Source organism: Natronospirillum sp. (genome assembly GCF_022565775.1).
Lineage (GTDB): Bacteria > Pseudomonadota > Gammaproteobacteria > Pseudomonadales > Natronospirillaceae > Natronospirillum.
This window is the reverse complement of sequence record NZ_JAIUMC010000049.1, coordinates 1-22,734: the sequence shown is the minus strand read 5'-3', so window position 1 is coordinate 22,734 and position 22,734 is coordinate 1. Positions and strand designations below refer to the sequence as shown.

The window sequence follows — 22,734 nt, the reverse complement described above, 5'->3', positions numbered from 1 at the left end:
CTGGCCGAATTGAAGGGGCCTGCGGCCCCATCGCGCAACGGGGTGCGCTCCCACGGTAGGAGGCCAGCCCTCTGGCCGATTTGAAGGGGCCTGCGGCCCCATCGCGCAGCGGGGTGCGCTCCCACGGTAGGAGGCCACCCCGCTGGCCGATTTGAAGGGGCCTGCGGCTCCGAGCGCGGCCAAGGCCGGCGCCTACAACGGAGGCACCCGCAGGCGTCTACGCGGGTGGCTGCCAGCGCACCGGGCAGCCGTCTTTTCCCGGCTCTGCCTGCCAGTCATGGGCTATCGCCAGGTCGGCCACGGCAACCAGTTGTTCGTCTGCATAGAGCAGGGGCAGATGATCACGCAGCCAGGGTGGCACCGCCAGTTCCTGCAGCAGGCGTTTCAGGTCTCGCGATCGTTGACGGTCAGCGCTGCGCAATCGCTCACCTCCCTGCCGGCAACGCACGGTCAGAGCACACCGCGCCAACTTCTCGGCCGACAGCGCCGGACTGCGCCGGTCAGACACTTGACGCACGGCGGGCAGCACTCGCAACTCGCCCAACCCCGGGTGCTTTGCCGTGGCGCCCTGCTCTGGAGAACCGAGCAGCGGTTGTGGCGAAGCCGGTGGCTGGTCCAGTGGCCTGAAACAATAAAGCATCCCGCGATAGCGTTGCAGGTAGCGACCCTGCACCTGCAATCGACCCCGGGCATCCTGACGCGCCATCACGACATCGTCATGCAGGTGGCTCAGTTGCGCCTGGCTGATGTCGGTCACGCCTCGACGCTGCAACCACAGGCGCAGCACAGACAGGCGTTCCTGCAGCGAGGGCAGTGCCCACAGAGCGGGCAAGGCAAGCTGACCATCCGCGCGCTGTGCCTCAGCCAGACGTTCACTGTCCTGCGCGCGCAGCCGACCACTGGCCACCGCCAGATGCTGTTGTGTGCGGTGCAGGGTCTGCTCAACACCGGGCCAGCGCTCGCGCAGCCGGGGCATCAGCTCGTGACGGATATAGTTGCGATCGTGGCGCAGGTCCTTGTTGGACGGGTCCTCCTGCCAGCTCAAGTCCAGGGCTTGCGCCAGGGCGGCCAGATTGTGGCGCGACACAGTCAGCCAGGGGCGGATCAACTGGCCCAGGCCCAGTGGTCTCTGCGCCGGCATGCCAGCCAGACCATCAAGACCGGAGCCTCTGGTCAGGCGCAGCAACAGGGTTTCCAACTGATCATCGCGGTGGTGCCCGAGCAACAGCACGTCATTCGGTTGCAGATAGTGCGCAAAGGCCTGGTAGCGGCTTTCGCGGGCGCGGGCCTCGAGATTGCTTCCGTGGGGGACAGTAACGCGCTCTGCGGTCAGCGGGACTTGCCACTGCCCACACAAGGCCGCCAGTTCGGCAGCCCAACGCGCTGAATCCGGCTGCAGGCCATGGTCGACATGCAGGGCATGAACCTGCTGCGGACAACAGCGGGCTGTGACCCAGAGCAGCAACAGAGAGTCCATGCCGCCGCTGCAGGCAACCCACCGGGTAGACTCGGGAGAACAGGCGCCGAGATGGTCCTGCAGCAGGCGCTGCAGGTGTTCACTCAGCTCTGCAAGTGATGGTGACAGGTCAGATCCCAGTGGTAGCGGCATTTATGCCGGTCTCCGCGCCAATAGAGTTCACTGGCAAAGGGTACTCTGACCTGTTCGACATAGACAGCCCCGATCAGGTCACAGGTGCGTCTGGAGGCTTCATTATCGGGGTTGCAGGTGATCCACAGGCCGTCCATATCGTGCGCCAAGGCCACTTCCTGCAGCAGCAGGCAGGCTTTGGCCGCGTAACGATGGCCCCGAAAACGGGCATCAATGTGGTAACCCAACTGACCACCGAACTGGCGCAAATAGCGGGTTTCACCAAGCCGCAAATCGATTTCACCGACAATACGGCCCGAGTCCACGGTATAGATGGAAAACAGATAGGCCGGCACACCATCCATCGCTGCTCTGCCCTGCAGGAAGCTTTTGTGGCGCAAGGCGATCTCGCCGTCAGTGAGATTAGAAAACTCGAAAAACGGAGGCTGAATCGCCAGGGTCATGGCTGAAATCCTCCAACAGACCCGGTCAGTTGTTGAAATTACCGTAGGACATCAGCCGCTGGTAACGCCGGCCCAACAGATCATTGAGCGGATTTTCCTGCAATTCCTGCAGGGTACGCACCAAAGCCTGCTTCAGGTGAGCACTCATCAGGTCAAGGTCACGATGCGCGCCGCCCAGTGGCTCTTTCAGGACCTCATCGACCAGCCCCAGTTCATGCAGACGCTCAGCGGTGATGCCCATGGCATCGGCCGCATCAGAAGCACGCTCGCTGGTCTTGAACAGAATGGAGGCACAGCCTTCCGGTGAGATCACCGAATAGGTTGAATACTGCAGCATCAGCAGACGGTCACCAACGCCAATGGCCAGGGCACCACCCGATCCGCCTTCGCCAATCACCGTGTTGATGATGGGCGTCTGCAGGCTGGACATCTTCTGCAGGTTGAACGCAATGGCCTCACTCTGACCACGTTCTTCGGCACCAATGCCCGGGTAGGCACCTGCGGTATCGATAAAGGTCAGAACCGGCATCTTGAAGCGTTCGGCAAATTCCATCAATCGCAAGGCCTTGCGATAGCCCTCGGGCATGGGAGAGCCGAAGTTGCGCTTCACCTTCTCCTGTACGGAGCGACCTTTCTGCTGGCCGATCACCATGACGGGCTGGCCGTCCAGGCGCGCTGTGCCGCCGATGATGGCGCCGTCATCGCCATAATGGCGATCACCATGCATTTCATCGAATTCGGTGAAGATGCGGGAAAAATATTCCAGCGAATTGGGTCGCTGGGGATGACGAGCCAGTTGCGACACCTGCCAGGCGGTCAGATTGCTGAAGATGCTTTCTGTCAGCTTGACGGTCTGATTGCGCAGTTTGTCGACCTGTTCGGTAATGTTCAGTTCGTGGTCGTTACCCACCAGCCGGAGCTCTTCAATTTTGTCTTCCAGCTCGGCAATCGGCTGTTCGAAATCCAGATAATTGGGATTCATGAATCCTCTTCCCGTAGTCACAGAACCATCAGTATCGCGAGAGCCTAGCGGGTCACCGCCTCAGGCACAAGGCGCGCCAATCACAATGACCTTTGAATTAAGGTAAACAATATCCCCGTCCGGGTCAAAAGCGCAGTGACACCGCCTCGGGTCCGAAGCGGTCGCGCAGGCGATAAATGAATTCATCGGTCATCGGCGCTCGCCATTGTTCGCCCAGTCGCAGCTCACCCTGCGCGGCTTCGTTACCATAGGCCACATGCATCGGCACACTGGCATTTGCCCTGCCCAGTTCACTCTGCGCTTGCAACAGCAGTTCCCGCAGGTGCCCGGCAAACTGCTCCGCGCCGTTCTGCCCTGCTTGCGGGGCAACTGGCCAGTGCACCACCAGCGCCTGCGCGAAGCGGGCCCGGGCACCGGATACATCCACCACATCAGTGGCCTTGATGCGGTTTTCTTCCCGGTACTTGTTCCAGGTGACTTCGGCCTTGATGAAAATCACCTGCCCCACCTCGATAAACGGCTGCCAGCTTGGGTCCTGCTCGCCAAACAGTCCGAACTCCAAGCGGGCCGTGCGGTCGTCCAGGGTGACAAACATCATGTCATTGCCCTGCTTGCTGCGCATGCGGCGGATGTCTATGACCAGTCCGGCCAGTACCTGCTCTCGATCACTGGCAGCCACTTCGTTCAGGCGGCAGGTCACGATACTGCTGAGCTCGGCCTCATATTCATCTATCGGGTGGCCGGTCAGATACAGGCCCAGAGTGTCTTTCTCGCCGGCCAGACGATACTTGATTGGCCAGTCATGCACTGTGCCGTATTGCACATAGGGATTGTCGTCAGCGGAGAGTTGCACATCGCCAAACAGATCGGAGATGCCGGCAGCGGCATTCTCGTGGTTTTGCTCGGCCGCCCGGATGGCATCCGGCAGAGCCTGCATCAGGAGCGCACGATTGGGACCCAACTGGTCCAAGGCGCCAGACTTGATCAAGGCTTCGATCACCCGCTTGCCCAGCTTTTTCATGTTGACGCGGGCACAGAAATCGAACAGATCGCTGAAAGGACCACCCGAACGGCGTGCTTCGACAATGGCTTCGACCGGCCCTTCACCGACCCCCTTGACCGCGCCGAGCCCGAACACGATGTGGTCCTGCTCGTTGACGGTAAACATGTACTCACCCTGATTCACATCGGGGGGCAGCACTGTCAGTCCGAGCTCCCGGCATTCCTCGAGGAAAATCACCACCTTGTCGGTGTTGTCGAGTTCCGACGACATGGTGGCCGCCATAAAGGCAGCCGGGTAATGTGCCTTGAGCCACAGGGTCTGATAGGACACCAGGGCATAGGCCGCCGAGTGGGATTTATTGAAGCCGTAGCCGGCGAACTTTTCCACCAGATCAAAAATACGGGTGGCCAGATCAGCATCGATGCCCTTGGCAGCCGCGCCATCGGCAAAGATGCGGCGCTGCTTCTCCATTTCTTCCGGCTTTTTCTTGCCCATGGCCCGGCGCAGCAAGTCGGCGCCCCCCAGAGTGTAGCCGGCCAGCGTCTGTGCGATCTGCATCACCTGCTCCTGGTAGACGATGATGCCGTAGGTGCTTTCCAGGATCGGCTTCAGGGACTCGTGCTGCCAGGTCGCATCCGGATAGGAGACGGTTTCACGGCCATGCTTGCGGTTGATGAAGTTCTCCACCATGCCGGAATCCAGCGGACCCGGTCGGAACAGGGCAACCAGGGCAATCATCTCTTCCAGATTGTCCGGTTGCATCTGCTTGATCAGCGCCTTCATGCCGCGACTCTCAAGCTGGAAGACCGCCGTGGTCTGCGCGGCCTTGAGCATCTTGAAAGCGGCGGCGTCGTTCTGGGGAATATGGGTAATGTCGATCGGTTCTTCACCAACGGTGCTGCGCTTTCCGTTGATGATGGCCAGCGCCCAGTCGATGATGGTCAGCGTGCGCAGGCCGAGGAAGTCGAACTTGACCAGGCCGGCCGCCTCGACATCATTCTTGTCATACTGGGTCATCAGGCCACTGCCGTCTTCTTCACACAGCAGGGGGGCAAAATCGGTGAGGCGGGTCGGCGCGATCACCACACCACCGGCATGCTTGCCGGTCTGGCGGGTGATGCCTTCCAGCTTTTCCGCCATCTCCCAGATTTCCTGGGCTTCTTCGTCCTCGCGGATGAAGGCTTTGAGTTCGGGCACCTCGTCCAGCGCCTTGGCCAGCGTCATGCCGGGCGTACCCGGTATCATCTTGGATATGCGGTCAGCCAGGCCGTAGCTCTTGCCCTGTACCCGAGCCACGTCGCGCACCACCGCCTTGGCGGCCAAGGTGCCAAAGGTGACGATCTGCGAGACTGCATCGCGGCCATAGCGGTCTGCCACGTAGTTGATGACCTGATCGCGTTTTTCCATGCAGAAGTCGACGTCGAAATCCGGCATGGATACCCGCTCGGGATTCAGGAAGCGCTCGAACAGCAGGTCATACTTGAGCGGATTCAAGTCGGTAATCTGCTGCGCATAGGCCACCAGCGACCCGGCACCCGAGCCACGACCCGGCCCAACCGGGATATCGTGATCCTTGGCCCACTGGATAAAGTCCATCACGATCAGGAAGTAGCCCGGAAAGCCCATCTGCAGAATGATATTCAGCTCAAAGCGCAGGCGCTCCAGGTACTGCTGACGGAGAACCGGAAAATCGGTTGCCGAAGGGTCATGATCGGTTTTCAGACGTTCTTCCAGGCCTTCATAGGAGACCTTGTGGAAATAGATGCCGAGGCGTACCTGCTGCTGATAGTCGGGCTCCTGCTCCCGCCCCGCCCACTTGTCCTGCATGGCGGCTTCCACATCGGCGCGGATCTTCTCGAGGCTGAATTCACCCTGAAAGAAGGCGTCCTGCTCCAGATCATCCGGGATGGGATATTCGGGCAGATAGTAGGTGCCGAGCTCCACTTCGACGGTACAGCGTCGGGCGATCTCCACCGTGTTCTCGATGGCTGAGGGCAGGTCGCTGAACAGGGCCGCCATCTCGTCTGCCGATTTGAGGTACTGCTGGTCCGAAAAGCGGTGCTCGCGACGCGGGTCGTCCAGCGCCGTGCTTTCATTGATACAGACACGGGCTTCATGGGCCTCGAAATCGTCCGCCTGCAGAAACATGACATCATTGGTGGCCACCACGGGCAGTTGAAAGCGCTCTGCCAGTGCCACGGCCGCGCCCACATGCTGTTCGTCACCCGGACGACCGGTGCGTTGCAGCTCCAGGTAATAGCGTCCGGGAAAATGCTGCTGCCACCAGGCCAGACGCTGTTCCGCCACACTGTCGTTGCCGCGCAGTATGGCCTGCCCGACGTCGCCATAATTGGCGCCAGACAGCACAATCAAGCCCTCATTGACCGACTCCAGCCACTCGCGACGCACGACCGCGCGATCATCAATCTGGTTTGACTGATAACCCCGGGAAATCAGGTCGATCAGGTTCTTGTAGCCCTGCTGATTCTGACACAGGAACGGCACCCGATACGGTCGCGCCGGTTCGTCCGGGTTCTCCAGCCAGAGGTCGGCCCCCAGCAAGGGTTTGACGCCCGCCGCCAGGGCGGCGTTGTAAAACTTGATCAGCCCGTAGAAGTTGCTCTGGTCGGTGACCGCCAGAGCCGGCATCTTCGCCTCCGCAGCCGCCTTCACCAGCGGCTTGATGCGGTTCAGACTGTCTACCAGCGAATATTCGGTATGCACGTGAAGGTGTACGAATGCCGTGCTCATGATCAGAGTTCCAGCCTGCCTTGTTCGGTGATCTGTGGTTCCGGGTTCAGGCCCAGGGCCTGCCTGACCGGTGCGAAACTGCGCCGGTGTTCGGGGCATGGCCCCTGTTCTGCCAGCGCCGCCATATGGGTGGCCGTGGGGTAGCCCTTGTTGCGATTCAGTTCATAGACCGGATATTGCACATGCAGAGCCTGCATGAAGCGGTCGCGCGCCACCTTGGCCAGCACCGAGGCGGCGGCAATGGCAGAGTGCCGGCCATCGCCCCTGACGATGGCTTCGGCTGGCAAGGCCAGCATGGCCGGTATCCGGTTGCCGTCCACCAGCACCTGCCCTGGTTGCTGTGTCAAAGCCTGCACCGCTCGCACCATGGCCAGGTGACTCGCCTGCAGGATATTGTACCGGTCTATCTCGGCTGCCGTACACCAGGCAATAGCCCAACTGATGGACTGCTGCTGTATGGGCTTGAAGAGCGTTTCACGACGCGCCTCGGTAAGCTTCTTGGAGTCATCGAGGCCCTGGATCGGGTGTGACGGGTCGAGGATGACCGCCGCTGCACAGACAGGCCCGCACAGAGGGCCTCGGCCGGCCTCGTCAGTGCCGGCTATGTCGCTGCCGGAATAGACTGAATCCAGCTCAAGCATCGGCAGCTTCTCTTTTCGCGATACGCTGTCGGTTACCGTCAACCAGACGCAATACTGCCTCAGCCGCCCGCTGATCCGCCTGTCTGGCCAGTGTCTGGTGCATCGCCTTGAAGGCCTCGATACAGACCTGACGACGTTGCGGGTCCAGCAGCATCTGGCGGGTTTCCTCGGCGGCTCGCTCCGGGGTCAGGTCATTCTGCATCAACTCGGGCACCAGTGCCTCGCGGGCCAATATATTGGGCAGCGAGAACCAGGGTGTCCTGACCAGCCAGCGTCCCAGCCAGTAGGTCAGTTGACTGAACCGATAGCCCACCACCATGGGTTTTTTCAACAGAGCGGCTTCCAGCGCAGCCGTGCCACTCGACAGCAAGCTGGCGTCACAGGCCGTCAGCGCTGCATGACTCTGGCCGTCGAGTATTCGCACCCAGAGATGATCTTCATCGGTCATCAAGGCCTCGATCTGCGCCCGCCGTGCGGCATTGGCTGCGGGTACCAGGACCAGCAGATCAGGCAACTGCGCGCGCAGCAATCGGGCCGCCGCCAGAAAGTCAGGCCACAGGTAGCGCACTTCACTGCCCCGACTGCCGGGCAGAATCGCCAGTACGGTCTGGTTCTCGGGGATCCCCATTGCCTGCCGCTGGGCCTGTGTATCCGGCGCCAACGGCAGGAGGTCTGCCAGCGTGTGGCCTACACAAACGTAGGGCACGTCGTGGCGGGCGTAGAAATCGCCTTCGAACGGAAACAGGGTCAGCATCAGGTCCACCGAGGCGCGAATACCCTTGACTCGGCCCTGCCGCCAGGCCCAGACGGACGGACTGACATAGTGGGCCGTGGTCTGGCCGGCACGGCGCAGCTTTCTGGCCAGGGGAAGGTTGAAATCCGGCGCATCAATGCCAATAAACACGTCAGGCTGCCAGGCCAGGCAGCGCTGATAAAGCTGGCGCCGCAGGCGCAGGAGGTCGGGGAGGCGGCGCAGCACCTCGAACAGGCCCATAACGGCCAGACGCTCCTGATCGGCCCAGAGCTCGAAGCCGGCGGCCTGCATGCGCGGCCCTCCGACGCCGGCAATCTCCGCTTCGGGATACTGCTGGCGCAGGGCCGCAATCAGCCCGGCTCCGAGCTGATCGCCTGAGGCTTCGCCAGCGACAATCATGATGCGCGGTGTCATGGTCAGCGGATTATGCCCCGTTGCGAAGCGCGCAGGCTGGCCACGAAGACCTGTACACTGGAATCGGGATCTTCATCCAACTGGTCCAGAGCCCGCTCCAGTGTCAGCCCCTGACGGTAGACCAGACGATAGGCTTCCTTGAGTGCTCGCAGCGACGTTGCAGAGTAGTTGTGGCGGCGCAGACCTTCAAAGTTCATCGCATAGGGTTTGGCCGGGTTGCCCTGAGCCATCACAAAGGCCGGGATATCCTTGAACAGCACCGTACCCGCGCCGGTCATGGCGTGCAGGCCAATCTGGCAATACTGGTGTACCAGGGTGCCGCCACCCAGAATGGCCCGGTCCGAGACCTGGACATGGCCGGCCAGTTGTGTGGTGTTGGCGAGAATGACGTCATCGCCCACCACACAGTCATGTGCCACATGGGTGTAGGCCATGAACAGGCCGCGTGAGCCGATGCGGGTTTCACCCTTGTCCTGCACGGTGCCACGCTGCAGGGTTACAAACTCGCGAATGATATTGTCGTCGCCGATGACCAGCGTCGTGGGCTCACCGGCGTATTTCTTGTCCTGACAGGCTTCGCCCACGGAGGCGAACTGGAACACCCGATTGCGGGCACCCATGGTCATGGGCCCCTGGAAGACCACATGGGGGCCTATCACACAGCCAGGCCCGACTTTCACATCCGGACCGATCACGCTGTAAGGCCCGACAGACACATCACTGGCCAGGCGGGCACCGGGATCAATAATGGCGGTCGGGTGAATCACGAGCTGACCTGTCTTTCGGCACACATGATGTCGGCGCTGCAGGCCAGTTGACCATCGACACTGGCCCGGCACTCCATCTTGTAGATGCCCCGTTTGCCGCCGACGATTTTCAGCTCGAGGTCCAGGCGGTCACCCGGCACCACCGAGCGCTTGAAGCGCACATTGTCGATACCCGCGAAGAGATAGAGAAAACCGTCTTCATAGCGGTTGCCGGAAGAGGCAAAACCGAGAATGGCACCCAGTTGCGCCAGTGCTTCCAGTATCATGACGCCGGGCATGATGGCGCGCCCGGGAAAGTGGCCATTGAAGAAGTCCTCGTTGCCGCTGACATTCTTGTATCCCCGAATCAGGGTTCCGTCTTCCATTTCGGTAACCCGATCCACCATCAAAAAGGGATATCGATGCGGGATCAGTGCCTTGATCTGTTCGTGATCCAGCGGCAATTTGACGTCCATAGGCTATTCCTTGTTCTGTTTGGCCCGGCTCCAGAGTTCACTGACCTTGTCGCTGAGCGCTGACAACTGCTTGAGTCGGGCAACCATTCGACGCCAGTCGGAGGCAGGCTGCACCGGAATACCCGAGGCATAGACCCCGGGCTCTTTGATCGACTTGTTGACCATGGACTGACCATGGAACTGCGTATTGTCCGCTATGCTGATATGCCCGCCAATGCCGGACTGCCCGCCGACCAGAACGCCCTTGCCCACCTTGGCCGATCCCGCCAGCCCCGACTGACCGGCCATGGCACTGCCGGCGCCCAATTCTGCATTGTGACCGATCTGTACCAGATTATCGATAATGACATCGTCACCAATGACCGTATCTTCCAGCGCGCCTCGATCAATCGTGGAATTGGCCCCGATCTCGACCCGGTCACCGATGACAACACGACCCAACTGCGCGATTTTGACCCAACCGTCGGGCACCGGCGCGAAACCGAAACCGTCAGCCCCCAGCACCACGCCAGAATGAATCAGGCAATCACTGCCGACGGAAGCTTGCGGGTAAAGCGTTACCCGGGGACGCAATATACTGCGAGGTCCGATGCGGGAGCCCCTGCCAACATAGCAGCCGGCACCCAGCTCCACCTCTTCTCCCAGCTCCACACCGGACTCGATAATCACCTGCGGCCCGATACGGCAAGTGTCTGGCACTCGTGCGGAGTGATCGATCAAGGCGGTGCCATGGATACCGGACGCCACCTGACGGGCGGACCAGAAGAGCTGGGAAATCCGCGCATAGGCCAGATAGGGGTCATCCACCAGAATGCAGTGACACTTGAGATCAGCGGACAGTTCCGGCCAGACCAGCAAGGCGCCGGCCTTGGACTCTTCCGCCTGCAGGCGCAACTTTTTGCGCGCCACAAAACTGAGATGCTGCGGACCCGCCTGTTCCAGATTGGCCAGACCCTCGACAACAAACTGAGGATCACCCTGCACTGTGCCGTTCACATGCAGGGCCAGCCTGTCCAATGTGAGGTGTCCTTCCGCTTGCTGTGTCATGGCCAAGCCCACTGCCCCGGATATTCTGCTTATTGTGCTGTATTCCGGCAGCGATTTCGACCGCTGCCGGCGCCTCAGTCTACCCCGACCAGATCGTTGAAGCGCTCCAGAGCTTCTTCGGTAATATCCATATCCGGACGGGCGTAGAGCACCTCGTCGGTGGAGATCAACAAATCAATCTCACGCTCGCTGATGATCTCCTCCAGGATCTCGGTCAGCGGTGCTTCATACTCTTCGACAAAGCTCTGACGACGCTCCTGCTGAGCACTCTGCAGTTGCTGCACCAGTTGCTGACGCTGTTGCAGCAGAAACTGGATTTCCTGCTGCAACTCGTTGATCTCTTCTTCCGACATCAGTGCCGACTCGGATTCTCCACGATCTCGCATTTCGTTGATTTGCTGCTCCAACTGGCGGACCTGCTGCTCCTGGCCACTGAACTGCTGCTGCAGTTCCGAACTGGCAGAGCGGGCTGCCTCACTGCCGAACAATACGCGCTCCTGATCGATCACAGCAATGCGAAGATCTGCCATGGCGACGGTGGCCAGCAGAGTGAGGGCAAGCAGCCCAACGGTTATTTGCTTGAAAATAGTCATCAGAAATTGCTCCAGAAGGTGAATCTGAATCTGTCGAGTTCATCGCCGTCCTGTTCCAGGATCGGGCGGGCGTAGATGAAGCGCAGGGGCAACATCGGAATCGGGCGCCAGACCAGATCAATACCATAGGACGCCCGGAAGTCATCGGGTTCAAGGCCATCTGCAGTGTTGAAGGCGGCGCCCACATCGGTAAAGACCGCAGTCCGGAAGACGGACTGATCACGCGCCAATGGCGTCGGGATAATCAGTTCGGCACCCGTGCTGAGCAGCGCGTCACCGCCCAGCGGACGGGGGCTGATGGTAGCACCCTCGGGATTGGTGCCAAACGGGCTGACAGTCCGATCACGGTAGCCACGCACCGTGCCCGGACCACCGGCATAGAAGTTCTTGTAGAAGGGCAACTGGCTGGTGTCACCATAACCGGCACCATAACCGGCCTGCCCCAGGAAGCGCAGGGCATAGTCACCCCCGTCGTTCAGTGGCTGCACATAGTCGCCACGATAGCTCAGGCGATAGTAGTTCAGATCACTGCCAGGGATGGTGACCGACAGGTTGAGTCGATGCCGCTGACCTTCTGTCGCATAGAAACTGCCGATCTGGTCACTGTAGTCCCAGCGCAGCTCCGTGGTCCAGTCGGCATAGTTGCGCCCATTTTCATCAACGAAATCGGTGACTTCAACCGGAGGGAAGTCACCCAGATAGAGATCATGCTGGGTGAAGCCGACACCGGCCGAGATCCGGCTGTTGTTGCCCACCGGGCGTCCGAGAATAAACTCGCCACCCCAGCGATCAAGGCCGTAAGTGGCGACGTTCCGGTTCAGCCAATTGGTGCGTTCATAGAATACACTCAGGTCTCGGCTGATACCGCTCTTGGTGAAATAGGGGTCTTCATGACTCAGATTGAAGATGGTGCTGTCCTGCCCGAACTGCCCCTTCAGCGACACATTCTTGCCTGTGCCAAGGAAATTGTCCTGACGGAATTCGAGAGAACTGAACATGCCGACTCCCGGCTGGAAGCCCAGCGACGCCTGCACGGTGCCGGTCTGATCTTCTTCTACCGTAAAGGTGATGTCCACCTGGTTTTCCGTCCCGGGCACCCGGTCCTGGGACACATTGACCTGGCGGAAGAAACCCAGTTGCTGCAGACGGCGACGTGACGTCGCGATATCGCTGCGCCGTGCCAGTTCACCCTCGAAGATGCGCATCTCGCGGCGCAGTACTTCATCCAGCGTTCCCTGGTTGCCTTCAAAATGGATGTGGCGCACAAACATTTGGTTACCCGGTCGCACCACAAACTCCAGATCGACAATACGCTCGGAATCATCAATGCTCGCCTGCGGCTCGGCTTCGGCAAACAGGTAGCCGTCGTCACCCAGAATATCGAGAATCTCATTTTGCGTATCGACCAGTTCGGAGCGGTTGAACCACTCGCCTTCAACCGGCCTTAATGCAGCCCGGATCTCGTCTTCAAAGCCGGCAAAGCTGCCGCTGACTGAAACTTCACCCCAGCGGTAGCGCTCGCCTTCGCTGATTTCCGTGAGCAGGTGGACACCGGATTTGTCCGGCTCCAGGGAGATCTGACTGTTGTCGATATTGAAGCGGACATAACCCCGGTTGAGGTAGTAGCTGTTGATGCGCTCCAGGTCACCGGCGTAGGTATCCCGGTCGTACTCGTAACGGCGGCTGAACAACTGCAGGGGATCGCTGGGTCGACGCGCGCGCAGACGGGTATCGCGCAGTATTTCGTCAGACTCGAACAGGTCATTGCCGCGCAACTCAATGGATCGAATCGCTGCAGCCGACCCTTCATCGATATCGATGATGATGGCGACCCGGTTCTGCGGCAAGGGATCTACAGACACATTAACGGAGGCATTGTAGCGCCCCTGAGCGGCATACTGTCCTTCCAGTTCACGCTGGATTTCAGCCAGCACGGCAGGCTGATAGGACAACCCCTCAACCACCTCGATATCTTCCAGTGCCGAGTCCAGCACTTCAGAGGGAATACGACTGTTGCCCGAGTAGGAGACCCGGTCTATGACTGCATACTCGGCCACTTCAAACAGAACCGCCCCGGCTGCGGTCTGATAGACCTGAACATCCTGAAACAGGCCGGTGGCATAGAGTGCCCGTATGGCCTCACCGGTATCAAAATCTTCTGTTGTGCGCCCGCCTTCCACGCCTGGGAGGGTGCCCAGAAATGCTGCTGTCGACACGCGGCGCAGGCCATCCACTTCAACAGTCCTGGCGGCATGGGTATCGGCGGACACCATGGCAGCCAACAACAGACTTAACAGGCACGTCCTGCCCAGCAGCATTAATCGCGACATGAAAGCACTAATTCCTTAAACCAGTCGTGCGGGAGATTTTCAGACAAACCGGCGAGCCTGCAAGGCCTTTACGCCATCATTGCCCACAGGCCCGGTGCGCATTGATGCGCCCTTAAAAGCGATTGAAGTCATTGGTAAACGCAATGACCATCACGCCGATCAACAAGACAATACCGATCTGTACTCCGATCATCTGCGCGCGATCGGACAAGGGCCGGCCGCGCACAAGTTCGACAAGATAATACAGGATGTGACCGCCGTCCAACACCGGGATGGGCAACAAATTCAGTATGCCCAGACTGATGCTGAGCAGGGCCAGAAAACTGAGAAACGCGACCAGCCCGAAGCCGGCCGAATCACCAGCCACCTGTGCAATGGATACCGGGCCGCTGAGGTTCTGTACTGAGGCTTGGCCGGTTATCATCTTGCCGAGAAAACCAAGCGTCATACCGATGGTATCGCCGGTCTCGCGCACGGCCGCCCCAACGGCTTCAACCGGGCCGTAACGCACGGTGCGGAAATACTGCCCCTGGTCAAGCGGCGTTGCATAGACGCCGACGCGGCCGATGGTGGCACCGCCGCTATCGGTATCTGCCTGCGGGGTCACGGTCAGTGATTGCTCACGACCATCACGCTCGAGCAGCAGTTCGGTCTCTTCCCCGGCCCTCTCCTGAATGATCGCCACCCAGTCGTTCCAGCTTTCAACCGACGTGCCGGCCACGGCGATTATGCGGTCGCCACTCTGCAGCCCAGCGCGGTCTGCCGGACCATCGCTGATGATATCGCCCAGCACCGCTGGCCGATCCGGTTGCCAGAAGGTCAGCCCGAGTGAACTGATCGGATCAGGATCCTGAACTCGTGACAACCAGCGCTCCACGGGGTGAGAGGTCTGATAGCGGACGCCCGAATCACCGAGCAACTCAAGCTCTATATCACCAGTGCTACCCAGACGGTTCAGCAGAGCCAGGTGCACTTCGCGCCAGTCTTCGACCGGGCGGCCATCAACCGCAACGATTTCAGCGGGCTCTGCCGGCCATTCCGACCAGGCGCTGTCTTCCGCGACGGGTGCCACCCAGGGTCGCGCCACCGAAGTGCCGAGCAGTGCGATCACCCAGAAGGCCAGGATTGCAAACAGGAAGTTGGCCGCCGGGCCGGCCGCGGCGATGGCAATGCGTTTGCTCGGGGATTGTCGATTATGGGCTCTGGGCAGGTCCTCTGCGGGCACATTGCCTTCACGCTCATCGAGCATCTTGACGTAGCCGCCAAGCGGTATGGGCGCTACCGCGAACTCGGTGCCGTCCCGATTGCGCCAGCCGAACAGGGGCTTGCCGAAGCCGATGCAAAACCGCAAGACTTTGACACCGGACCAGCGGGCCACCCAGTAGTGACCAGCTTCATGGACACCAATCAGAATTGTCAGCGTAAGCAGGAAGACCAGAATGGTCGTCAGCATGGTAGAACCTCATTGCAACGTATCAATCAATGTACGTGCTTCGGTCCGGGCCCGCTGATCCAGCGCCAGCAGTGCAGCCAGATCAGTGAGCTCACCGGACGGCACCCGGTCAAGCACAGCTTCATTGATACGCGGTATATCCAGAAAACCGATCTGCCCCGCAAGGAACGCTTCCACCGCGACTTCATTGGCCGCATTCAGCACTGCTGGTGCGGACGCCGACGCGGCAAAGGCTTCGGCGGCCAGGCGCAGGCAGGGAAAGCGCTGGAGGTCCGGTGCTTCGAACGTCAGGCCGCCCAGGCGGGTAAAGTCCAGCGGACTCACCCCGGCCGATATACGTTCTGGCCAGGCCAGTCCGTAGGCTATTGGTGTGCGCATGTCGGGCTCACCCAATTGCGCCAGCACTGAGCCATCGGCGTATCGGACCATAGAATGAATGACACTCTGCGGATGCACCACTACTTCGATGTCAGAGGGTTGTAAATCAAACAGCCAGCAGGCCTCGATCAACTCCAGACCCTTGTTCATCAAGGTGGCTGAGTCTACCGAGATTTTCTGCCCCATGGACCAGTTGGGGTGGGCGCAGGCCTGCTCCGGCGTCACTTTGGCCAGTTCCTCCTGGCTAAGCGTGCGGCAGGGGCCGCCTGAAGCGGTGAGCAGTATTGAAGTAACGCCCTGACGGTCTTTCGCGGTGGGCAGGCATTGGAAAATGGCATTGTGTTCACTGTCGATGGGCAGCAAAGTGGCGCCGGTGCGCTCCACAGTATCCATCAGCAGCCTGCCGCCCACCACCAGACTTTCCTTGTTGGCAAGCAGAATCCGCTTGCCGGCCTCTGCCGCTGCCAGCGTTGGCGGCAAGCCGGCAGCGCCGACGATGGCAGCCATGACAATGTCACATTCCGGCAGTGCCGCTATTCTGCGCAGGGCATCCGCACCACACAGGACTTCCGTTTGTGGACTGAGCAGAGACAGCGCAGCACTGAGCTGAGCGGCAGCCGGGGCATCCGGTACGACCGCATAAGCCGGACGATAACGGGCACATTGTTCGGTCAACAGGGTCAGATTGCGATGACCGCTCAGGGCGAGCACCTGGAAGCGGTCCGGGTGCTGGGCGATGACATCCAGCGTGCTGCAGCCAACACTGCCCGTAGCGCCCAGTATGGTTACTTGTTGCTGGCGTTGACCCATCAGCCCCCCTGGCTCAATTGCAACGCCGGCCAGAGCACCACAAAGGCGGCAAACACCGGGGCCGCGGCACACATGCTGTCGATACGATCCATAACGCCACCATGTCCGGGCAGCAGGCGACCACTATCTTTCAGGCCACGATGTCGTTTGACCATGCTTTCCACCAGGTCCCCCACCACAGAGATAGTGACCACACTGGCTGCAAACAACACCAGGGTGACGTAATCCAGCAAACGCCAGGTGGCGAGATCGGTGAACAGGGCCAGCAACAACAGTGCCAGCACTGCGGCGCCTGCCATGCCGCCGACGACACCTTCCCAGGTTTTGCCCGGACTGACCTGAGGGGCCAGCTTGCGGCGCCCGAAACGCCGGCCGCTGTAGTAGGCACCGACGTCGGCGCCCCACACCAGCAGCATCAGCAAGGTGATCAGCACCCGAGAATCATCGGCGCGCACAATCCAGTAGAAACCCACCCACATGGAAAGCAGAATCAGTGCACCCATGAGCAGGCGCACGGAGGGATTGGCCCACAGGCTGGTAAATTCGGGATAACCTTTCACCAGCAACCAGCCGACCAGCCACCACACCACAGCAGGACCCAGCAGCCACTGCACGGCAAGCTGATCGGTAGTCAGCAGCCAGTAGACAAGCCCGAGCAGAACAGCGATGACCCCCTGATACAGCAGCCGCTGCCAGATTTTGCCGCACCCGGAAAGGTCCGCCCACTCCCAGGCCCCGAAGACGGCAATCACTGCCATGGCCAATGCAAACCATGACAGGGGCAACAGGTAGATGGCGCCCAGCATCAGGGGAATCAGGACCAGCGCGGTTTTTACGCGATCATTCAATACCATGGTCAGTTCTGCCCCGCCACTTTTTCAAACGCCTCTCGGCCGCCGAAACGTCGCTGGCGACGGGCATAGTCAGAGAAGGCAGAATAGAGCGCTTCCGCATCGAAATCCGGCCACAGGACGGGTGAAAAATGAAGTTCGGCATAGGCGAGCTGCCACAACATGAAATTGCTCAGGCGTTGTTCACCCGCCGTGCGAATACAAAGGTCCGGCGCCGGCAGGTCACTGAGCGACATATACTCAGCCAGCATGTCTTCACTGATTTGACTGGGTTGAAGGCGCCCGGCGGAGACGTCTTCTGCCAGCCGCTGCGCTGCCTGGGTAATGTCCCAGCGCCCGCCATAGTTAGCCGCCACGACAATGATCATTCCGGTACAGTCGCGGGTCAGTTGTTCGGCCCGCTCGATGCTGTCCTGAATGGAGGGCTGAAAACCATTGCGATCACCAATAACCCGCAGGCGCAGATTGTTCTTGACCAGCTTGTGAATTTCCTTGGTCAGCGCCCAGGAGAACAGCTCCATCAGCCCGGAGACTTCTTCTTCCGGGCGGCGCCAGTTTTCGCTGCTGAATGCATACAGAGACAGCACCTCGACCCCGGCACGGGCGGCGTGCTCGACAGTCGTGCGCAATGATTTGACTCCGGCCTTGTGACCGGAGACACCCCCCAGCATGCGCCCACGCGCCCACCGGTTATTGCCATCCATGATGATAGCGAGGTGCTTGGGTACCTTGCCCAGGCGGGAAAAGTCTGGCATCGGTCCTACCTCGTCTCGGCCGGTGCCCGCGCACGCCCTGTGCCACGGACACTGCTGACCTCATGCTTCATACCTTGAGCAGGTCAGCTTCCTTGGATTCCAGATGTTCGTCAACCTCGGCGATAAAGCGATCCGTCAGTTTCTGGATCTGATCTTCGGCCTGGCGCGCTTCATCCTCGGTGATTTCCTTTTCTTTCAGCAAATCTTTTATATCATTGTTGGCATCGCGCCGTGCGTTGCGCACAGAGATGCGGCAGTTCTCGGCTTCATTGCGGGCCTGCTTCACAAACTCCTTGCGCGTTTCTTCGGTCAGCATGGGCATGGTAACGCGGATATTGTTACCCGCTGTGGACGGGTTGAGGCCCAGATCGGATTTCATGATGGCCTTTTCGACCACCGGCACCATGGACGGCTCCCAGGGGATAATGCTCAGCGTACGGGCGTCTTCCACACTGACATTGGCTACCTGCTTCAGCGGTGTTTCAGTGCCATAGTAATCCACCACAATGCTGTCGAGTATCGCGCCACTGGCACGACCAGTGCGAATTTTGCGGAACGCCTGCTCCAGCGCGCCGATGGCATTGCGCATCAATTTTTCAGCGTCCGTCTTAATGTCTTCAATCATCGTTACTGTCCTCAACAATCAATGTGCCTTCATTTTCACCGACAACCAGTCGCACCAGCGAACCATGCTGGTTCATATCGAACACTCGTACCGGCATTTTCTGATCACGCACCAGGCAGATGGCGGTCAGGTCCATCACGCCCAGACGCTTTTCCAGTACTTCACGATAAGTCAGTACATCATACTTGCGGGCTTCGGGGTCCTTCTTCGGATCGGCCGTGTAGACGCCATCCACATTGGTTGCCTTGAGCACAATATCCGCATCAATTTCGATGCCACGCAGGCAGGCTGCGGAATCCGTGGTAAAAAACGGATTCCCTGTACCGGCAGAAAAAATCACGACATCAGACTGATTGAGATACCGCACCGCAGTGCGCCGATCATAATGCTCCACTATCCCGCTCATGGGAATAGCACTCATCACCCGGGTGCGGATATTGGCACGCTCCAGAGCATCACGCATCGCCAACGCATTCATCACCGTGGCGAGCATACCCATATGGTCGCCGGTGACCCGATCCAGCCCGGCCTCGCTGAGCTCCTGGCCGCGGAACAGGTTCCCGCCGCCAATCACCAGGCCGACCTGAACACCGATACCGACCAACTGGCCGATTTCCAGAGCCATGCGGTCAAGCACTCGAGGGTCGATACCAAAACCTTTGCTGCCGGCGAGCGCCTCGCCACTGAGTTTGAGCAGGATGCGCTTGTAGCGCGAGGAGGAACTTTCTTTACCCGGCATAACCACCTCAAGGGGGAACAAATGGAAGGATGGTACAACAGGTCCGGGAGACTGTCAGCGGGCAATCTCCCTGCCCGGAATGCCGACCACCACAGAACTGCGGTGGTCGGGGTGTCCGCAAATCGCTTTAGCGGTTGAGACCCGCCTGAGCGGCCACTTCTGCAGCGAAGTCGACTTCTTCCTTCTCGATGCCTTCGCCCACTTCGAAACGTACGAAGCTGACGACTTCAGCACCTGCTTTCTTCGCCAGATCGCCGACTTTGATATCCGGGTCCTTGACGAAGGGCTGCTCGACCAGGCTGACCTCAGCGAGGAACTTCTTGATGCGACCCTGAACCATCTTCTCGATGATTTCAGCCGGCTTGCCGGATGCTTCCGACTGGGCGCGCACAACTTCTTTCTCACGCTCCAGCACTTCTGCCGGCACCGCCGCCGGGGAGACATACTGCGGATTGATGGCAGCGACGTGCATGGCGATATCACGTGCCAGTTCGGCGTTGCCACCCTGCAACTGCACCAGCACACCGATACGACCGCCATGGATGTAGCCATCCACAACAGCGCCTGCAGCGCCTTCTACCCATTCAGCGCGGCGCACAGAGATGTTTTCGCCGATCTTCTGAACCAGAGCCTCACGGGTGGCTTCCAGGTCTCCGGCCATCAGCGAGGCAACGTCAGTCTGAGCACCGGCAAACGCCTTGTCGGCAACCGTATCGACGAAACCGAGAAAGTTTTCATCGCGGGCCACGAAGTCTGTTTCGCAATTGACTTCGAGAATCATGCCGGTCTGAGCGTTATCCGCAACACGGATGACCGCCACACCTTCAGCGGCAGTACGACCTGCTTTCTTGGCGGCTTTCAGACCACTGCTCTTGCGCAGATTGTCGATCGCCACTTCAATTTCACCGCCGGCTTCAACCAGCGCCTTCTTGCATTCCATCATGCCCAGTCCGGTGCGTTCACGCAGTTCTTTCACCAGACTTGCTGTGATATTTGCCATGAGTGTTATACCTCAGGATATCGAATTTGTTTCAGTTGACTGGCAATCAGCCTTCTGTCTTGTCTTCTGCTACGGCAGGCTCGGCAGCCTCTTCTTCCACTTCAACGAACTCGTCCGGAGAACCGGCAGCGGAAGCGCGACCACGGGCTACGGCATCAGCAATGGCTGTGACATAGATTTCGATGGCACGGATGGCGTCATCATTGCCAGGCACCACAAAATCAACCCCGTCCGGATTGCTGTTGGTATCGACGATGCCGATAACCGGAATACCCAGCTTGTTGGCTTCAGTGATGGCAATTCGCTCGTGGTCGACGTCGATGACGAACAGCGCATCAGGCAGGCCGCCCATTTCCTTGATGCCGCCGATGGAGCGTTCCAGCTTCTCCATTTCACGCTGGCGCATCAGGTGCTCTTTCTTGGTCAGCTTGTCCAGCGTGCCGTCAGTTTGCTGCGCTTCCAGATCACGCAGGCGACGGATCGACTGACGAATGGTCTTGTAGTTGGTGAGCATGCCACCCAACCAGCGGTGAGAGACATAGGGCATGCCAATACGCTGTGCTTCACGCTTGATGATATCGGATGCCGCACGCTTGGTGCCGACGAACAGAATCTTGCGCTTTTGCGCACCCAGATTTTCAACATGCTGCAGCGCATCAGTGAACAGCGGCAGTGTTTTTTCCAGGTTGACGATATGAATCTTGTTGCGCGCACCGAAGATGTATTCTTTCATCTTCGGATTCCAGAAACGGGCCTGGTGGCCGAAGTGTACGCCTGCCTTCAGCAGGTCACGCATAGTGACTGACATGATATTCCTCATTTTCAGTTTGGGTTAGGCCTCCGGAGCAACCTGACGCGTCCAACCATGCCAGCGTTTGCTGAACACGGCACCCGGACCCGCTTTGACATTGCTCCGTGTGATTTTTTACCGCTTTGACAGGTTCTGGACCGAGGTCCACCCGTAAAAGCGGCGCGCGGTTTATATCACTTCCAGGCTTTGCAGGCAAGCTTTTCCGCGCGTTCAGGCGCCATGACAGCAGGCCCCGCTTTCAAGTAAACTACGTCACCTTGAGGCTGGCTTCAGCCCGCCGGCCTTTCCGCTGCAACCATAGACTCAGGACTCCGTACATGTCTGGCAATACCTTCGGCAAGCTGTTCACCGTGACTTCTTTCGGCGAGAGCCATGGCCCGGCGCTTGGCGCTGTGGTCGACGGCTGCCCTCCCGGCCTGGAGCTGACCGAAGCCGACCTGCAGACCGATCTCGATCGGCGCAAGCCGGGCCAGTCACGCTATACCACCCAGCGTCGCGAGGGCGATCAGGTGCGCATTCTGTCCGGCGTCTTCGAGGGCCGCACCACGGGCACGCCGATCGGTCTGCTGATCGAAAATGAAGACCAGCGCTCCAAGGATTATTCCAATATCAAGGATACCTACCGGCCGGCTCACGCCGACTATGCCTATGACCGCAAATACGGGTTTCGCGACTATCGCGGTGGCGGGCGGTCTTCGGCGCGCGAGACGGCGATGCGAGTGGCGGCCGGGGCCATTGCCAAGAAATACCTGCACAAACATCTGGGCATCACCATTCAGGGTTATCTGTCGCAACTGGGCCCTATTGAACTGGCGGCGGAAGATCTGTCCATTACCAACAGCAATCCCTTTTTCTGTGCCGAGCCGGCACGGGTCGAGGAGCTGGAAAGCTACATGCAGGCGCTGATCAAGGAAGGCAACTCCGTGGGCGCCAAGGTGTCGGTCATTGCCAGCAATGTACCCACCGGGCTGGGAGAGCCGATTTTCGATCGACTGGACGCGGAGCTCGCGCATGCCCTGATGAGCATCAATGCGGTCAAGGGTGTGGAGATTGGCGATGGTTTTGCCAGTGTGGCGCAAAAAGGCACTGAGCATCGCGATGAGATGACGCCCGAGGGTTTTCTGTCCAACCATGCCGGGGGCATTCTGGGCGGTATTTCAACCGGGCAGGACGTCATTGCCCACCTGGCGCTGAAGCCGACGTCGAGTCTGCGCCTGCCGGGGCGCAGTATCGATCGTCACGGCAATGCGGTGACCGTGGAGACCAAGGGCCGTCATGACCCCTGTGTGGGGATCCGGGCAACGCCGATTGCCGAGGCTATGATGGCGCTGGTACTGATGGATCACCTGCTGCGCCAGCGCGGCCAGACGGGGCAGTATGCGAAGCCTTTGGACTAGTGTTCCTTCCGGAGGGCTGTTCGGGGGATCCGGGCAACAGGCCGCAAACAGTGGTGCCTTGTTTCCGCCGCTCGCTCCTGCGCATCCATGCGCCCGCGACATTAGTGCATCCATGCACGTCAGCGC

Annotated in this window: 20 protein-coding genes; 1 reads left to right on the top strand and 19 read right to left on the bottom strand. The window is 59.8% G+C overall.

Features of this window, described 5'->3' with window-relative positions:
* Positions 1 to 217 precede the first annotated feature (217 nt).
* From tilS to rpsB, 19 genes are all read right to left on the bottom strand, one after another.
* Complete coding sequence (tilS, locus tag LAT62_RS10390; protein WP_293383054.1) at positions 218 to 1,609, bottom strand: tRNA lysidine(34) synthetase TilS; 1,392 nt, start codon at positions 1,607 to 1,609, stop codon at positions 218 to 220.
* Positions 1,561 to 2,052 (bottom strand): GNAT family N-acetyltransferase, encoded by a 492-nt coding sequence (locus LAT62_RS10385; RefSeq protein WP_293383052.1) that lies wholly within the window; start codon positions 2,050 to 2,052, stop codon positions 1,561 to 1,563. The genes tilS and LAT62_RS10385 overlap by 49 nt, the downstream gene beginning before the upstream one ends.
* Positions 2,053 to 2,077: 25 nt before the next feature.
* On the bottom strand, positions 2,078 to 3,034 hold the full coding sequence (gene accA, locus LAT62_RS10380) for an acetyl-CoA carboxylase carboxyl transferase subunit alpha (RefSeq protein ID WP_293383050.1): 957 nt from the start codon (positions 3,032 to 3,034) through the stop codon (positions 2,078 to 2,080).
* Between the two features lie 124 nt (positions 3,035 to 3,158).
* Entirely contained in the window at positions 3,159 to 6,788 is a 3,630-nt protein-coding gene (gene dnaE / locus LAT62_RS10375; protein WP_293383048.1) for a DNA polymerase III subunit alpha, read from the bottom strand.
* 2 nt (positions 6,789 to 6,790) lie between these two features.
* Entirely contained in the window at positions 6,791 to 7,429 is a 639-nt protein-coding gene (gene rnhB, locus LAT62_RS10370; RefSeq protein WP_293383046.1) for a ribonuclease HII, read from the bottom strand.
* Entirely contained in the window at positions 7,422 to 8,597 is a 1,176-nt protein-coding gene (lpxB, locus tag LAT62_RS10365; protein ID WP_293383044.1) for a lipid-A-disaccharide synthase, read from the bottom strand. Before lpxB ends, rnhB begins: the two co-directional genes overlap by 8 nt.
* Before the next feature lie 2 nt (positions 8,598 to 8,599).
* Positions 8,600 to 9,364 carry an acyl-ACP--UDP-N-acetylglucosamine O-acyltransferase gene (gene lpxA, locus LAT62_RS10360; protein WP_293383042.1) on the bottom strand — a complete coding sequence of 255 codons (765 nt, stop codon included), beginning with the start codon at positions 9,362 to 9,364 and terminating at the stop codon, positions 8,600 to 8,602.
* Positions 9,361 to 9,819 carry a 3-hydroxyacyl-ACP dehydratase FabZ gene (gene fabZ / locus LAT62_RS10355; RefSeq protein ID WP_293383040.1) on the bottom strand — a complete coding sequence of 153 codons (459 nt, stop codon included), beginning with the start codon at positions 9,817 to 9,819 and terminating at the stop codon, positions 9,361 to 9,363. The genes lpxA and fabZ overlap by 4 nt, the downstream gene beginning before the upstream one ends.
* A gap of 3 nt (positions 9,820 to 9,822) precedes the next feature.
* On the bottom strand, positions 9,823 to 10,866 hold the full coding sequence (lpxD, locus tag LAT62_RS10350; RefSeq protein ID WP_293383038.1) for a UDP-3-O-(3-hydroxymyristoyl)glucosamine N-acyltransferase: 1,044 nt from the start codon (positions 10,864 to 10,866) through the stop codon (positions 9,823 to 9,825).
* Between the two features lie 74 nt (positions 10,867 to 10,940).
* Positions 10,941 to 11,459 (bottom strand): OmpH family outer membrane protein, encoded by a 519-nt coding sequence (locus LAT62_RS10345; RefSeq protein WP_293383036.1) that lies wholly within the window; start codon positions 11,457 to 11,459, stop codon positions 10,941 to 10,943.
* Positions 11,459 to 13,789 (bottom strand): outer membrane protein assembly factor BamA, encoded by a 2,331-nt coding sequence (gene bamA / locus LAT62_RS10340; protein ID WP_293383034.1) that lies wholly within the window; start codon positions 13,787 to 13,789, stop codon positions 11,459 to 11,461. The genes LAT62_RS10345 and bamA overlap by 1 nt, the downstream gene beginning before the upstream one ends.
* A 112-nt stretch (positions 13,790 to 13,901) precedes the next feature.
* Entirely contained in the window at positions 13,902 to 15,242 is a 1,341-nt protein-coding gene (rseP, locus tag LAT62_RS10335; protein ID WP_293383032.1) for an RIP metalloprotease RseP, read from the bottom strand.
* A 9-nt stretch (positions 15,243 to 15,251) separates the two neighbouring features.
* Positions 15,252 to 16,430, bottom strand: a complete 1,179-nt coding sequence (ispC, locus tag LAT62_RS10330) for a 1-deoxy-D-xylulose-5-phosphate reductoisomerase (protein ID WP_293383030.1) — start codon at positions 16,428 to 16,430, stop codon at positions 15,252 to 15,254.
* Positions 16,430 to 17,284, bottom strand: a complete 855-nt coding sequence (locus LAT62_RS10325) for a phosphatidate cytidylyltransferase (protein ID WP_293383028.1) — start codon at positions 17,282 to 17,284, stop codon at positions 16,430 to 16,432. Before LAT62_RS10325 ends, ispC begins: the two co-directional genes overlap by 1 nt.
* A 2-nt stretch (positions 17,285 to 17,286) precedes the next feature.
* Positions 17,287 to 18,036: a polyprenyl diphosphate synthase gene (gene uppS / locus LAT62_RS10320; protein WP_293383026.1), complete on the bottom strand. Its 750-nt coding sequence runs from the start codon at positions 18,034 to 18,036 to the stop codon at positions 17,287 to 17,289.
* A 67-nt stretch (positions 18,037 to 18,103) separates the two neighbouring features.
* Complete coding sequence (gene frr, locus LAT62_RS10315) at positions 18,104 to 18,661, bottom strand: ribosome recycling factor (protein ID WP_293383024.1); 558 nt, start codon at positions 18,659 to 18,661, stop codon at positions 18,104 to 18,106.
* Positions 18,654 to 19,400 carry a UMP kinase gene (gene pyrH / locus LAT62_RS10310; RefSeq protein WP_293383022.1) on the bottom strand — a complete coding sequence of 249 codons (747 nt, stop codon included), beginning with the start codon at positions 19,398 to 19,400 and terminating at the stop codon, positions 18,654 to 18,656. The genes frr and pyrH overlap by 8 nt, the downstream gene beginning before the upstream one ends.
* A gap of 127 nt (positions 19,401 to 19,527) precedes the next feature.
* Positions 19,528 to 20,400 (bottom strand): translation elongation factor Ts, encoded by an 873-nt coding sequence (gene tsf, locus LAT62_RS10305; RefSeq protein ID WP_293383020.1) that lies wholly within the window; start codon positions 20,398 to 20,400, stop codon positions 19,528 to 19,530.
* 46 nt (positions 20,401 to 20,446) lie between these two features.
* On the bottom strand, positions 20,447 to 21,211 hold the full coding sequence (gene rpsB, locus LAT62_RS10300) for a 30S ribosomal protein S2 (protein WP_293383056.1): 765 nt from the start codon (positions 21,209 to 21,211) through the stop codon (positions 20,447 to 20,449).
* Positions 21,212 to 21,528: 317 nt separating this feature from the next.
* Here rpsB and aroC point away from each other — a divergent pair, with 317 nt between their 5' ends.
* Entirely contained in the window at positions 21,529 to 22,608 is a 1,080-nt protein-coding gene (gene aroC, locus LAT62_RS10295) for a chorismate synthase (protein ID WP_293383018.1), read from the top strand.
* Positions 22,609 to 22,734 lie beyond the last annotated feature (126 nt).